The organism is Staphylococcus caledonicus (genome assembly GCF_016238465.1).
Classification (GTDB): domain Bacteria; phylum Bacillota; class Bacilli; order Staphylococcales; family Staphylococcaceae; genus Staphylococcus; species Staphylococcus caledonicus.
This window is the reverse complement of sequence record NZ_JABTXV010000006.1, coordinates 13,582-28,027: the sequence shown is the minus strand read 5'-3', so window position 1 is coordinate 28,027 and position 14,446 is coordinate 13,582. Positions and strand designations below refer to the sequence as shown.

General features: G+C 33.6%; 15 protein-coding genes. 3 read left to right on the top strand and 12 right to left on the bottom strand.

The genetic code is table 11. From position 1 onward, the window contains the following. Nucleotides 1-135: 135 nt before the first annotated feature. Both rpoE and HS848_RS11595 read right to left on the bottom strand, forming a co-directional pair. Nucleotides 136-672: a DNA-directed RNA polymerase subunit delta gene (rpoE, locus tag HS848_RS11600; RefSeq protein ID WP_107508009.1), complete on the bottom strand. Its 537-nt coding sequence runs from the start codon at nucleotides 670-672 to the stop codon at nucleotides 136-138. A gap of 114 nt (nucleotides 673-786) precedes the next feature. Further along, the gene (locus tag HS848_RS11595) at nucleotides 787-1,647 is read right to left on the bottom strand and encodes a GNAT family N-acetyltransferase (protein WP_198612438.1); all 861 of its coding nucleotides are present in this window, start codon (nucleotides 1,645-1,647) and stop codon (nucleotides 787-789) included. 190 nt (nucleotides 1,648-1,837) lie between these two features. Here HS848_RS11595 and coaW point away from each other — a divergent pair, with 190 nt between their 5' ends. Then, nucleotides 1,838-2,638 (top strand): type II pantothenate kinase, encoded by an 801-nt coding sequence (coaW, locus tag HS848_RS11590; protein WP_107508488.1) that lies wholly within the window; start codon nucleotides 1,838-1,840, stop codon nucleotides 2,636-2,638. A 131-nt stretch (nucleotides 2,639-2,769) separates the two neighbouring features. On the opposite strand, the gene HS848_RS11585 is transcribed toward coaW, so the two are convergent. The 3 genes from HS848_RS11585 to HS848_RS11575 all read right to left on the bottom strand — a co-directional run bounded on the left by HS848_RS11585 (nucleotide 2,770) and on the right by HS848_RS11575 (nucleotide 6,063). Next, on the bottom strand, nucleotides 2,770-3,435 hold the full coding sequence (locus HS848_RS11585) for a DUF2750 domain-containing protein (RefSeq protein WP_107508489.1): 666 nt from the start codon (nucleotides 3,433-3,435) through the stop codon (nucleotides 2,770-2,772). A 253-nt stretch (nucleotides 3,436-3,688) separates the two neighbouring features. Beyond that, complete coding sequence (ldmS, locus tag HS848_RS11580) at nucleotides 3,689-4,879, bottom strand: L-aspartate--L-methionine ligase LdmS (RefSeq protein WP_198612437.1); 1,191 nt, start codon at nucleotides 4,877-4,879, stop codon at nucleotides 3,689-3,691. Beyond that, entirely contained in the window at nucleotides 4,879-6,063 is a 1,185-nt protein-coding gene (locus HS848_RS11575; protein ID WP_107508491.1) for a M20 family metallopeptidase, read from the bottom strand. Before HS848_RS11575 ends, ldmS begins: the two co-directional genes overlap by 1 nt. 295 nt (nucleotides 6,064-6,358) lie before the next feature. Here HS848_RS11575 and HS848_RS11570 point away from each other — a divergent pair, with 295 nt between their 5' ends. Continuing rightward, nucleotides 6,359-6,829, top strand: a complete 471-nt coding sequence (locus HS848_RS11570; protein WP_107508492.1) for an S-ribosylhomocysteine lyase — start codon at nucleotides 6,359-6,361, stop codon at nucleotides 6,827-6,829. A 158-nt stretch (nucleotides 6,830-6,987) separates the two neighbouring features. Here HS848_RS11570 and HS848_RS11565 read toward each other — a convergent pair whose 3' ends face one another. From HS848_RS11565 to deoC, 4 genes are read right to left on the bottom strand one after another with little or no spacing between them, the layout of a single operon-like run. Then, nucleotides 6,988-7,338 carry a DoxX family protein gene (locus HS848_RS11565; protein ID WP_198612436.1) on the bottom strand — a complete coding sequence of 117 codons (351 nt, stop codon included), beginning with the start codon at nucleotides 7,336-7,338 and terminating at the stop codon, nucleotides 6,988-6,990. Next, nucleotides 7,338-8,525, bottom strand: a complete 1,188-nt coding sequence (deoB, locus tag HS848_RS11560) for a phosphopentomutase (protein WP_198612435.1) — start codon at nucleotides 8,523-8,525, stop codon at nucleotides 7,338-7,340. Before deoB ends, HS848_RS11565 begins: the two co-directional genes overlap by 1 nt. 12 nt (nucleotides 8,526-8,537) lie before the next feature. Continuing rightward, nucleotides 8,538-9,839 (bottom strand): pyrimidine-nucleoside phosphorylase, encoded by a 1,302-nt coding sequence (locus HS848_RS11555; RefSeq protein ID WP_198612434.1) that lies wholly within the window; start codon nucleotides 9,837-9,839, stop codon nucleotides 8,538-8,540. 52 nt (nucleotides 9,840-9,891) lie between these two features. Further along, the gene (deoC, locus tag HS848_RS11550; protein WP_198612433.1) at nucleotides 9,892-10,554 is read right to left on the bottom strand and encodes a deoxyribose-phosphate aldolase; all 663 of its coding nucleotides are present in this window, start codon (nucleotides 10,552-10,554) and stop codon (nucleotides 9,892-9,894) included. A gap of 165 nt (nucleotides 10,555-10,719) precedes the next feature. Here deoC and deoD point away from each other — a divergent pair, with 165 nt between their 5' ends. Beyond that, the gene (deoD, locus tag HS848_RS11545) at nucleotides 10,720-11,430 is read left to right on the top strand and encodes a purine-nucleoside phosphorylase (protein ID WP_107508497.1); all 711 of its coding nucleotides are present in this window, start codon (nucleotides 10,720-10,722) and stop codon (nucleotides 11,428-11,430) included. Between the two features lie 418 nt (nucleotides 11,431-11,848). Here deoD and HS848_RS11540 read toward each other — a convergent pair whose 3' ends face one another. The 3 genes from HS848_RS11540 to HS848_RS11530 all read right to left on the bottom strand — a co-directional run bounded on the left by HS848_RS11540 (nucleotide 11,849) and on the right by HS848_RS11530 (nucleotide 14,423). Beyond that, nucleotides 11,849-12,289 (bottom strand): Dps family protein, encoded by a 441-nt coding sequence (locus HS848_RS11540; RefSeq protein WP_107508498.1) that lies wholly within the window; start codon nucleotides 12,287-12,289, stop codon nucleotides 11,849-11,851. Nucleotides 12,290-12,529: 240 nt separating this feature from the next. Continuing rightward, entirely contained in the window at nucleotides 12,530-12,925 is a 396-nt protein-coding gene (locus HS848_RS11535; protein ID WP_198612432.1) for a thiol-disulfide oxidoreductase DCC family protein, read from the bottom strand. Nucleotides 12,926-13,049: 124 nt separating this feature from the next. After that, on the bottom strand, nucleotides 13,050-14,423 hold the full coding sequence (locus HS848_RS11530) for an EVE domain-containing protein (RefSeq protein WP_198612431.1): 1,374 nt from the start codon (nucleotides 14,421-14,423) through the stop codon (nucleotides 13,050-13,052). Nucleotides 14,424-14,446: the final 23 nt, after the last annotated feature.

The following is a 14,446-nucleotide window of genomic DNA, read 5'->3' as shown; positions in this document are numbered from 1 at the left end:
ATTTATTAAATAAAAAAATCGCTCCCTCTCACATAACTGTAAGGGGAGCGTATAGAATTTATACACGTGTCCTATTTAAAGGAGCCCGAATAAAATTCTATCATCTTTTTAATAAAAGTCAATCAAAACTAAATTTTAGTTATTAAAATCTTTATCTTCTTCTTCGTCAAGTTCATCTTCTTCATCATCGAGATCTTCGTCGTCTTCTTGAATAACAAGATCAGATTCAGCAATTTCATCTTCTACTTGCTCATCTTCACTATCATCTAACGTTTCTTGATCATCTGTTTGAGCTGGAATATCAGTATCATCATCCATCTCATCTTCGCCTAATAATTTAAGGTTTTTATCTTCTTCATCTTCGTCATCAAGAATATCAAATTTTTGGATAGTTGGTGCGATTTTTTCTTCAATATCATCAACTGAATACCAATCACGTAATCCCCATTGGTTCTCTCCAACATTTAAAAAACGTCCATCAGTATTTAAGTCTGTGTAGAATTGAACCACACGATTTTCAATTTCTTCGTATTCATAATGACCAAGGTTTCTAAATTCATCGATAATATCGTATAAATTCATAGTAGTGCCTTTATCATTTAATAAAGTATAAGCCATGTCGATAAATGATTTCTCATCGACCATTTCTTTAGTATAATCTTGGATCTTCATTATATTTATACTTCCTTTCAAAGGATTTTCTTAATATATCGCTAAATTTCATTAATTAATAATAACAAAGATAAATTATAAAGGACAATAGGTGATTTCGCAATTGCTATTACATTAGTAATTTAGATATTTTTCGAAAATAATTAAATCATCTGATTGATCTATTTCTACAAATCCACTATTAATGCATAATGATTTAAGTTCATTATTTTCACCAAACAACGTAATTCTTAATGTGTTGACTTGTTTAAAATGTTTGCGTACATATGTTGCTAATTGTCTTAATGCACTTTCAGCGATACCTTCTTTTCGTTGTTCTTTATAAACTTCAATCGCTGCTATATTAACTTTATTGCTATGTTGTTCAAGTGCTATAAAGCCTACTTTGTTATTGTCTTTTAACAAATCTACAATATTGTATGATGCAATACTAGAAGGCGAATTCTCAACTAATTGCAATGAAGATACGTGCTTTAAGTCTAAATCTAAATAGTATAAGCGTTCTTTACCTATCGGTCCTTCTTCTTTTGTAGCTGCATGCATAAAACCTGCACGTTCATATACATTCCAGGCACCTTTATTTTCAGCATCTACTACTAAATATAGATGATTGAATGTTGGAAAGACTTCTTGTACATATTGTGGTAAATGCATCATCATCGTAGTGCCATAGCCATTCCCTTGAAACTTCTCATTAATAGATAATGATCTTACATAAACGACATTTTCAGGTGTATCATAGCCTTCATGTTGATAATATTGATGTAGTACAAAGAACCCTACTACGTCCCCCTCTTCATTAATTGCAATATTAGCAATTCTATCCTCATCATTAAGTGCTTCCTCTAAAACAGACTTAGGTAATGAAGAATAGATTTGTTGACGCTCACTTAATTGAAAATTTAAAACATCTTGTCTATATTGTTCTTCAAATTCTTGAATAGTAATATTATCATATTGTTGTTTTACAGTCATAAAAGTTATCCCCTATACTTTTAAAGTTATTTAGTTAATATTATAATTGTTTTTTTACACTTATCAAATTATAATTCACTCATAATTAATCTTGTGTGAAAAATTTTCTGCTTTTTAAAATTAATCTATTGTAATTCAATCAATTTCCTTTACTATAAATATGACATATAAAATCTAGAGGTGAATAAGAATGAAAGTCGGTATTGACGCGGGAGGCACTTTAATCAAAATCGTGCAAGAATCTAAAAATGAACGTACATACCATACTGAATTAACGACTGATATACATAAAGTAATTCAATGGTTGAATGAAGGTTCTTTTGAATCGATCAGCTTAACAGGAGGAAATGCAGGCGTTATTGCCGAAAATCTTAACACAACTACTCAAACATTTGTTGAATTTGATGCTTCATCAAAAGGTTTAAGTATATTACTTAAAGAGCAAGGACATGACATTACTGAATATATCTTTGCAAATGTAGGGACAGGCACTTCTTTACACTTCTTTGATGGTGAACAACAACGTCGTGTCGGAGGGATTGGCACTGGTGGCGGTATGATTCAAGGACTTGGTTTCCTACTCACACAAATTTCAAACTACGAAGACTTAACAAACTTAGCGCAATCTGGTGATAGAGATACCATTGATTTAAAAGTAAAGCACATTTACAAAGATACTGAACCGCCTATTCCTGGTGAACTAACTGCAGCTAACTTTGGTAATGTACTTCATCATTTAGATGTTGATTTTACACCTGCCAATAAATTAGCCTCTGTAGTTGGCGTAGTCGGAGAAGTTATTACGACTATGGCTATTACAGTAGCCCGCGAAAATCACACTGAGAACGTTGTATACATTGGTTCATCTTTCAACAATAACCCGTTACTCCGTGAAGTAATTGAAGATTATACCGTTTTAAGAGGATTTAAACCATTCTATATTGAAAATGGCGCATTTTCTGGTGCATTAGGTGCTATTTATTTAAGTTAATTACAAACTACCGTTAGCATAAATAGCTAGCTAAGTAGGATTAAGTAACATCTATTTCATAATCTATTACGAACTAAAATAACCTGGAGCATTTCATTGTGAATGCTCCAGGTTTTATTAATCATATATTTTTAAAAAGTAAGTTCATCGGAAAGTCTTTGAGCTGAAATCACTGTTCCTACAACTCCAGGTTTTAAATCAATAGCTACTGCTTGATCATTGTCACGCAATTTATCAAGCCAGTCACTAAATACACTACCTTCAATTTCAATTAAATCACATTCTTCGAAGTCTTCATCGCGTACTTTGCGGGCACGACTTTTCAAGCTCCAAACTGGCATGATATGAGGTTTTTGATGTTTATCGTCACTAATTAGAATGAAGTGTTTCTCTCCTTGACGCGTTAAACCGAATACTTGGTCATCTTTAGCTACATCTTTTACAAATTCTTTAGTACGAATTTTATCAAGTTCAGACATCAATTGATTACTCATATCCACTACGTTGACAAGCGTTCCATTTTCTTCAGATGTTGAATTAATAATCACTTGATCATTTTCATCAAATATATCGTCTAATTCATATGTTACAAAAGTGTCTATGTCGATTTCAATAACTCGATCATAAGAAATCTCTGAATTCTTCAAATAGCTTTCTGCTTGTTCTTTTTGTGTCCAAACGGCGATATATTCATTATCCTCTACTTGAAGACGTACTAACTTTTTATTCTTACTCGCTACATAAATGACCTCATTGATTAATATATCTCTAAAGTAGTCAGTATTTTTATAAGACATGTTCAACCCTCTATTCCTGTATTTTTATCACTTAAAATACTAAATTAATAACTATTTATCGTCAAATGAATTATACAGGATAGCTAAATATTAAGGGAGCGGGACAGAAATCTAATGTAATTTCAAAGATTTCGTAGTCCCGCCCCGGCAAGGTTGACTAGGAATGAAGAAAGTGAGGCTCGAACGCATCTTCATTTCAGCCAACTACTGCCATAACTATAGGCTAAACCATTTTTTTATTAATGGCTCACTCTTATTTTTCAAGTTCGGAAATAAATGCTTGTTCTAACTGTTCAACCTCTTCTTTCGAATTAGCATGCCAGATACAACCGAAACGAGAGTTAACTTCATTCTTACCATACCAATCACCATCATAATAAGAAAGTGGATAAAGTACTCCCTGTTTTACGTATTTTAGAATAGTATTAAAGAACTTTTCATTATCTCCTTTTGAAAAGTAGCTATAAAACTTTTGATAATTTGGATTTAGTTCATCTTGTAGGAGCAACATACTAGTTGAACCATTTTGTCTAAAGTTTAAATCAATTGCAAACACGTCTCCGTGTTCATCTAAAAGTAAATCAAAACCTGCGACACCGAAGAATCCCAATTTTACCCCATTTTCCATAATTTCTCTGCCAGCATCTATCACTTGTTGAGGAACATCATGAACATTTTCATTTCCGGCGTAAAATCCATATTCATTTGTAATTTGGTGAGCCGTACCTAAATATTGAATTCCAAGCTCTTCAGAATATGCATATTGCACACAAAAGTTTTTAACCGCTTCAATTTTTTGTTCAATAATCAAGTTATCCGTTGCATCGCTAGCTTCAAATATTCGCTGTGTAGCCTTTTCTAAATCCTCTTCGTTGTAGCAAATCATCACGCCATAGCCGCCAGCGGTAGGTAAGTCATCTCCTGGTTTAATGACAAATGGAAATGACCAATCTTTAATACGTGCCTTAAAATCATTAATTGAAACAATTTCACGTTCAGGTAAATATTTATGATTTGTCCATTCAGGTATGCGCGCTTTATTATTTAAAGCCACAAATACCTCTTTATCAACAGCGTAACAATCATCAGTTATTACATCTTCGCTATGGATATATTGAAAATATATTTTTTTCTTCTCTTTATTAACAATTTGATTAAAGACTTCTTCATATGTTTCTCGGTTATGAAATTTATAAATATGGCTTGGAATTGATCTTCCCACAATCTCAAATAATTGCTGTAATCTATCAGTAACGCTCGCTTCATGAACAATCATTGGCATTTTATTTGAGATAATCATTTCACGACCTGTTAAAAAGTTCGATTGATGTTCTTCTGGTTTTAACCAAGGATTAGACACGTATGAAGGTCTAGAATTATATACTATTGTCTCATCATATAAATCGCTTAAGGTTAGCGTTGAGTTTTTTGAGTTTTCTGTCATTATTTCGTTTGCCCCTTTATATGAGAATGTTGTTGAACGATCTCATCAAACAATCCCTTATTTTCAATTAATTCCAATCCCATTAGTGCAATGATTTTGGCACCTCGAATTAACGCTTGGTCACCGTGTACACTAGCAGCTGCTTCTCTAAAACGATGCGTATGACCAACTAAATTTCTAGAACCAATCTTCACATGCGGGTGGATGGTAGGTACTATATGACTGACATTACCCGTATCTGTAGAGCCAAAACCAAAATCATCGTGACTCACTTCTTCGCCGACACTTTTCGCATATTTCTCGAAAAGTTCATCAAGCTTAGGCGTTTTTATAAATTCATTAACTCCATTTTGGATTGGTCCAAATTCGTAGTCACAGCCTGTTTGAATTGCTGCACCTCTAGCGATTTGGTTCACTTTTTCCGTTAAAATATCTAACTCTTTACGTGACGTGGCACGCGTATAAAATCTTGCATGTGTAAAATCGGGGATAATATTGGCTGCTTTACCGCCATCTAAGATAACCCCATGAACTCTTTGGTCTTTTTTAATATGTTGTCTAAGTTGAGCTACGCCATTGAAGTAAGAAATCATAGCATCTAAAGCGTTTAATGCCTCGTCAGCATTTTCAGAAGCATGAGCGCTCTTACCGTAAAATTTAATATCTAAGACATCTACAGCCAACGTGTTAATAGTAGGATATGTTTCGTTACCTGGATGTATCATTAAGGCTACATCTATGTCATCAATGACACCTGCTTTAACGTAAGAGGCTTTCGCACTCCCATTTTCCCCACCTTCTTCGGCTGGGCATCCAAGCACAACAACCTTGCCTCCAACGTTATCAACCACTTGCTTTAATGCGATGCCAGCCATCACACTCGCCGTTCCAATAATGTTATGACCACAGGCATGTCCTAAGCCTGGTAATGCATCGTATTCAGCTAAATAACCGATAGTAGGCCCTTCTTTCTCCGAGCTATACGTTGCAATAAATCCTGTCGCATGGCCAGCTATATCATTTTCAATATCAAAGTCATTCTCTTTTAATTTATCTATTAACGTTCTTGATGCGAAAATTTCTTCGTTCCCTAACTCAGGACGTTCATGTATGCGATGACTAATTTCAACATAATCATACTTTTTATTTTCAATATAATCTAAAATCCCTTGTGTATTGCTCATAAATCATAACTCCCTTTTATACTCAATAATTAACCTTACTTTTTAAAAATTAGGTTGTCTTAGTCATTCGTTAAATTGTTCAAAATTAATTATTACCTATTTTATCGGATTTAAAAGAGGTTGTCATTAAATTTTGTCTTATTTACAAAATTTTCTAACAATAATTTAACTACCCGGTTACTCACCTTCTTATTCGATATTTTAAATTGTGAAAAATTGTAAATAAGTAAAACTCTTGTTACAATCAATTTATTGATTTAGCATAGAGTTAAGAGCTATCTAAGGAGGATGTCTTATGACAAAAATGAACGTTGAAAGTTTTAATTTAGATCACACTAAAGTAGTGGCACCATTCGTACGATTAGCTGGCACAATGGAAGGTTTAAATGGCGATGTTATTAAAAAATATGATATTCGTTTTAAACAACCAAACAAAGAACATATGGAAATGCCAGGATTACATTCACTTGAGCATTTAATGGCTGAAAATATTAGAAATCATACTGACAAAGTAGTTGATTTAAGTCCTATGGGTTGCCAAACAGGTTTCTATGTTTCATTTATTAATCACGATAACTATGATGAAGTATTAGATATTATTGAAAAAACATTAAACGATGTTCTACAAGCTACTGAAGTACCAGCTTGTAATGAAGTTCAATGTGGATGGGCAGCTAGCCATTCTCTAGAAGGTGCAAAAGAAATTGCCCAAGAATTCTTAAATAAACGTAACCAATGGAATGATATCTTTGGTGAAAATAAATAATTCTCACTAATAAGTAACTTTATTTAAATAAATTGGAAACTACTCCATAAAAATAACTCGAAGACGATTTCACGCTGTAACAATGAAATCATCTTCGAGTTTTTTATTACGTTCTACGTTTGATATGATTCGTTTGAGTCTATCTTAGCTCTACGAGATTATAATTTTTTAATTAGACCCATTAGTACGAATTGCATAGGTAATCTTGAATATAAAGCCCATTTTGGAACTTGTTTATCACCTAATGGTAATTCTTTACGAGCCATATAAATATTAGCTGGGAACACAGCAAGTAGGAATAGATTCATTCCTTTTTTCAACCAGCTAGCAGGACGTTTAACGAGTAACATCGCTCCGAAGAATATTTCAAAAACGCCTGTAACTAGGACTGCTGTTTTTTGTAATGGTAAATAATCTGGCACAATATTTCTAAATTGACGTTCATTTGTAAAATGAAGTACGCCGGCTGTGCCAAAGCCTAAGCCAAGTAAATATCTCATTAATTTCATTAATGCTCAACTCCCATTTCTTTTAGGTAACTTTTACCGAATTCCGGCAATTCTACGTTGAAATTATCAGCTATTGTAGCCCCAATTGAGCTAAATGTAGTATCTCCTGATAGCTCATGATAATTTTTAACTTTCGGACTAAACATTAGGACAGGGATGTATTCTCTTGTATGATCCGTACCATCTGCAATTGGATCGTTACCATGATCTGCTGTAATGATGACTAAATCATCTTCTTGAAGATTGTCGATAAGTTCTGGTAAACGTTCGTCGAAGTCTTTAATAGCTTGAGCATAACCTTCTTTGTCACGACGATGACCATATAGCGCATCGAAATCTACTAAGTTTAAGAAGCTAATGCCGTTGAAGTCTTTCTTAACCACGTTAATAAGTTGATCCATACCATCCATATTACTTTTAGTACGGATTGCTTCAGTGACACCTTCACCGTCATAAATATCATTAATTTTACCAATGGCAATAACGTCATAATCGTTCTCTTTTAACGTATTCATAACAGTTTTACCGAATGGTTTTAAAGCATAGTCATGTCTATTAGATGTACGTGTGAAGTTTCCAGGCTCGCCGACATATGGTCGAGCAATGACACGTCCAATTAAATATTTAGGGTCTTTCGTTAATTCACGGATCTTTTCGCAAATATCGTAAAGCTCTTCAAGTGGAATGATATCTTCATGCGCCGCAATTTGTAGAACTGGGTCAGCACTAGTGTAGACGATTAAATCTCCAGTCTTCATTTGGTGTTCGCCCAGCTCATCGATAATTGCAGTACCTGAGGCTGGTTTATTTGCAACCACTTTACGGCCTGTCATCTCTTCAATTTCTTGAATTAATTCATCTGGGAAACCGTTTGGATAAACTTTAAATGGTTGCATGATATTTAAGCCCATAATTTCCCAATGTCCAGTCATAGTATCTTTACCCACTGAGGCTTCACTTAATTTTGTATAGAAAGCTCCAGGTTGGTCAACTTTCTTAACTACTGGCAAGTCCTCAATATTACCTAATCCTAAACGTTCTAAATTAGGTAAGTCTTGTTTAAATCCTTCTAATGTATGTTTTAAAGTATGTGAACCTTCATCATTAAAAGCTGCTGCGTCTGGGCCTTCACCAATACCTACTGAGTCCATGACAATTAGATGTACTCTTTTAAATGGTGTAGTCATATTTACCCACTCCTACTCTGTAATTATTTTATGAATTAAAGTCGGTGCTTCGCTATGTTCTTGTATAGTTATGCTTTGGTCAAGTTTATCGATGACATCGTCCACATTCTGACGATTACTATGAATTGTTAGTAAGGGTTCTCCAACTTGAACCGTATCACCAACTTTTTTATGCAACACTATACCTACGCTTAAATCAATCTCGTCTTCTTTTGTTTGACGTCCAGCGCCTAACATCATAGAGGCAACGCCGATTTCATTGGCAATTAATTCAGATACGACACCGTTTGATTTTGCTTTATACTCAATTTTATATTGAGCAGTTGGTAATTTATCAGGGTCGTCTACTACTGTTGCATCGCCACCTTGTTGTTCTAAAAAGACTTTAAATTTAGCTAAAGCCGTGCCATCATTTATGGCATTTAATAATAGTTGGCGTGCTTCATCTAATGTTTTAGCTTGCTCAGCAAGTACTACCATTTGTGAACCAAGTGTTAAGACTAATTCAGTTAAATCTTCTGGGCCTTCGCCTTTAAGCGTATCAATAGCCTCTTTTAATTCTAAAGCATTACCTATAGCGCGACCAAGTGGTTGGCTCATATCTGAAATAATCGCCATTGTATTTCTACCAACATTATTACCGATACTCACCATAGCGTGCGCTAGATTTTCAGCATCTTCTAATGTTTTCATGAAGGCGCCATTACCTGTTTTAACATCTAAAACGATTGCGTCTGCCCCAGCAGCGATTTTTTTACTCATAATAGATGAAGCAATTAATGGAATTGAATTTACTGTGCCAGTAACATCTCTTAAGGCATATAGCTTTTTATCCGCTGGCGTTAAATTTCCAGATTGTCCTATTACAGCTACTTGATTTTCATTAACTAATTTAACAAATTCATCTTCGGAAATTTCGACATGAAAACCTTTAATAGATTCAAGTTTATCAATTGTACCACCTGTATGGCCTAGACCTCGACCACTCATTTTCGCTACTGGAACGCCGACCGCTGCAACTAATGGCGCTAATACAAGTGTCGTCGTATCGCCTACACCACCAGTTGAATGTTTATCTACTTTAATCCCATTAATAAGTGATAAATCAATAACGTCGCCTGAATTTACCATAGCCATAGTCAAATTAGCACGTTCTTTTTCGTTCATATCTTGAAAATATATCGCCATTGCTAAACTAGATGCTTGATAATCTGGAATGTCTCCCTTGGTATAACCATTAATGAAAAATTCAATTTCTTCTTGTGTGAGTGCTTTACCGTCGCGTTTCTTTTCAATAATATCTACCATTCTCATAACTCTGAACCCCTTTCGATTTAAAAGTTATTTCAACTGCTGTGTGATAAGGTTAATAATCGGAGTTAGATTCTAAACCTTGAATAATTTGTACACCAGCGCTAGCACCGATACGTGTGGCACCCGCTTCAATCATTTTATTAAAATCTTCAAGATTACGGACTCCTCCAGATGCTTTAACTTCTAGATCATTCCCCACTGTATCTTTCATTAATTTCACATCTTCTGGCGTAGCTCCCCCACCAGCAAATCCAGTAGATGTCTTCACGAAGTCAGCTCCTGCTTCTTTTGCAAGTTCACAAGCTTTTACTTTTTCTTCGTCAGTAAGTAAGACTGTTTCGATAATTACTTTTACAGTTTTACCGTTAGCAGCGCCTACTACACCTTCGATATCTTTTTGTACGTCTTCATATCTTCCATCCTTGAGCGCACCTACATTAATTACCATGTCTATTTCAGAAGCACCATTCTTAATAGCGTCTTCAGTTTCAAACATTTTAACTTCAGTAGTTGTTGCCCCTAATGGAAATCCAATAACTGTACATACCAATACATCTGAATCTTTTAATTCTTTGGCAGCATAATTTACATGCTTCGGATTGACACAAACCGATTTAAAACCATATTCCTTAGCCTCATCAACAATTTTAGTTATTTGCTCGCGTGTAGACTCAGGCTTTAATAATGTGTGATCAATAAATTTTGCGTAATTCATTATAGCGTCCTCCAATGTGTTGTTTAAATGAAATAATATTCAACTTTAAACTATTTTATATTTAATTTTAATATAGCCCGTTCACTTATATAGTACAAAAATTCGCAAAAAAGTTAAACAAATGTTATCTTAATTTTAAATATGAATGTTAAGGAGAAGATTTTTATGACAAATGGCACACCTCATATTCAACCTAATGGGACAAAAATTGCAAAAACAGTTCTAATGCCTGGAGATCCATTACGTGCTAAGTATATTGCCGAAAACTTTTTAGAAAATGTTGAACAGTTTAATGAAGTTCGAAATATGTTTGGTTACACTGGGACATATAAAGGCAAAGAAATTTCAGTAATGGGTTCAGGTATGGGTATTCCAAGTATTGGGATTTATTCGTATGAACTGTATAATTTCTTTGATGTTGACACAATTATCCGTGTAGGTTCATGTGGCGCATTACAAGAAGATGTTAATTTATATGATGTAATTATTGCTCAAGCCGCTTCAACTAACTCAAATTATGTGGATCAATTTAATATTCCAGGTCATTTTGCACCTATCGCTGATTTTGAGTTAATTACTAAAGCTAAAAAAGTAGCAGATGAAATTGGTGCAGTAAGTCACGTGGGTAATGTGTTATCTTCAGATACTTTCTATAATGCTGATGCAACATTTAATGATAGTTGGCATAAAATGGGCATCTTAGGTATTGAAATGGAATCAGCTGGTTTATATCTAAACGCGCTTAATGCAGGCAAAAAAGCACTAGGCGTATTTACAGTAAGTGATCACATTTTAAGAGATGAAGCAACATCTGCCGAAGAACGTCAAACTTCTTTCACTCAAATGATGGAAATTGCTTTAGAAATTGCTGATTAAAGTCATCGTTAAATAAAAGAGATATTAAAAAAAGGTCGGACAAAATTTTGTCCGACCATCTTATTAGTGTAATTTAATGGTGTTTATTAAATAATACGAAAACGTCTTATTTTCAAAAGTATTTTAATGTAAAAGTACATGTATATAACGTAGTATTGTTGGCGAGACTCCTGAGGGAATAGGATGAGCGTCGAGACCGTGGCTCGACTTGGCAGTAGTTGTCTGAAATGAAGATGCGTTCGATCCTCACTTCCTTCATTTCTAGTCAACCTTGCCGGGGCGGGACTACGAAATCTTAGAAATTGCATTAGATTTCTGTCTCGCTCCCCCAAGGAAATGCGAACCAAACAATACGAAGTATAGATAAAAAAGAGATTGGGATTTATGTCCCAATCTCTTTCTATATAGCTAGCTGTTATTATACTAAATATGATTTAAGCATCCAGTTATGTTTATCTACTGATGTTTGCATACCGATGAACATATCTTCAGATACATCATCTTTAGCGTCACCAGCTACTTCAATAGCAGTTTCTAATTGTTTAGAAATATTTGTTAGATCTTTTGAAAATTCTTCAACCATTTGTTCAGCAGTATAATTTTTACCTGCTTCTTCCACGATAGAAATATCTAAACTTTCTTTTAAAGTACCAACTGGGTTACCACCAATTGCTAAAATACGTTCAGCTAAATCATCAATATATTGGCTAGCTTCATTGTATAATTCTTCAAATTTTTCGTGTAATGAGAAGAAATTAGGGCCTTTAACGTACCAATGGAAATTGTGTAATTTTGTAAATGCTACTGTCCAGTTTGCAACTTGTTGGTTTAATTCTTTTACTACATCTTGTTGAGTCATATGATTCGCTCCTTTAAAATGATTTATTTCTCTTATCTACATTATTCATTATATTATAATTATTATAATCTGTAAACAGAAAAACCACTTTTTATTTATAATCATTATAATCTAATCATTAGAGATTAACGTTAAAAAACAGTCTTTACAACGTATATAATTAGAAAATATTTTCAATAAAGTCTCTTTTATTATCAATTAATAAAGTTTAAATTATCAACTATCAAATAATTTTATCAATTATCCTCGCTCATCATCAATAAAGAATGATTTTTCGTATTCATTAGGCTGGTGCCAATGCGTTTTCCACATTCTATTACGATTGTCAGCAAATAAATTGTAAAAGAAGTCTCTAATTGGACGTGGTACAATTTTAATTAACATGCCTAACCATTTATAATTTGGTAGCGTATTAATCAATGTAGCTATTGCCGTTGATTTATATTCTAAATGGTTCCCTTTTTGTAAGATGACGCTATTTTTATTTTTAGCTTCCGGATACTGTTTGAAGAAGTTTTGCGCAGTTTGTCCTTTTAAAGTCGCAATTTCATAACTTTTTGGTAATCCATGTTGAATCAACCAAATACAACAGTTATAACAATACACACAATTTCCGTCATAATAAATAATTGGCATTCAATGTCACCTTCCTATATATTTCTTGTATATACGTTATATTCCTTTTAACCTATTCTTCTAAACACAAAAGCACTACCAAAAGTCACAATACTATGACTTTTGATAGTGCTTGATACATACATTATTCATGATTTACTTTTACAATACGTGTATATTTTAAGAATTGCTCTGAATATTTCACTTTAAGCTCTTCAAGGCTATCATATGTTACACCTATAATATGCCAGTTAGGATTAAAATGATAATAAGAATCTTTTTCGCGTGACCATTTAACCATATTGCCTTCTTTATTATATCTTGGCAATGTAACTTCATATCCTTCTAAAACGTTAATATAAGTTTGGAAAATATCTGGGTCAATTCTATTGAAATTGTCAATCACTAAATAACTTTTATCATTTTTAGGCATTAATTGTGTAATGAATCCCTCACGGTAGTATAGTGCTCCAGTCTCATTGGGTAAGTATTTACCATATAACATATCTTCTGAAAAATCAGGATGCCCTGTAGTAATGACAGGATTAGCATTAGTTTTTTGTAATAAATTACTTGCTGCTTTTAATCCTTCTTCCCGTTTATCCACTACTAATAAAATAAAAGGTTTAATGGTTTCATCATTGTCTTGGGAAGCAAGTTCGGATTTATTAATGGTTTCAAATGGAGATTTAACGCCATCATTTTCACTCATATCAAGAATTGCGTCATATTGAGTCTGACTCAAACTAGCAATGGCTTGCTTAGCATTTTCTTGTAAAAAATATAAGTTTTTCAGTTTAGGGTGTTTATTTAATGCCCCTAATGTGACAGGAGTAATATCTTTATCGTAGTAAATTTCAATTGCAGTACTATTTGTACGTCCAGCAACTGGCGGTTTTTCATGTATATGACGTGAGACTTCTCCAATACCTACAACAGATTGCTCATTATTTTTATTATAGAAAATAAGATTATCGCCCACTTCTAATTGATTATAGAAATGGTAGCCATTACGTTTAATACCATTATAAGTATGTGTGTAAATAGTGTAATATTCCTTAGGCTCAAAATCCTCACTTTCAGATAAGAAGAAGTAACGAGGAAGTTTTTTCTGGCCTTTACCTAAAGCGACGATAAGTTCGAATTCTTCATGAGTAAGTTGATTGATTAGCGTTTCACGCATATTATTCATACGAAAATCTAATACTTCACTTCTCTTTAGGTAATCAGTTGTTAATGGTTTTAATAGTTCATTAAATTTAAATTCAACTCTAATTTTATTTTGTGCGCCAGTTTGCACACTCGTAATTTCCCCAATACCTAATAATCCGGTATCTGTTTGGACTTGATAAAATATAACTTGATCGCCGGTTTTAGCTTTTTTAAAAGCGCGAAAGCCTTGAGTAGGATTAAACTGGGCTCCTGATTCAAATAATGTAGTTTGTCCTACTAAAGGTTCGTTGTGGTTCCATCTTGTATAACCACAGTTGAGCCAAAAGTAATTCACTTCTTCTACCATAGTAAATCTCCTTTTAATTTCTT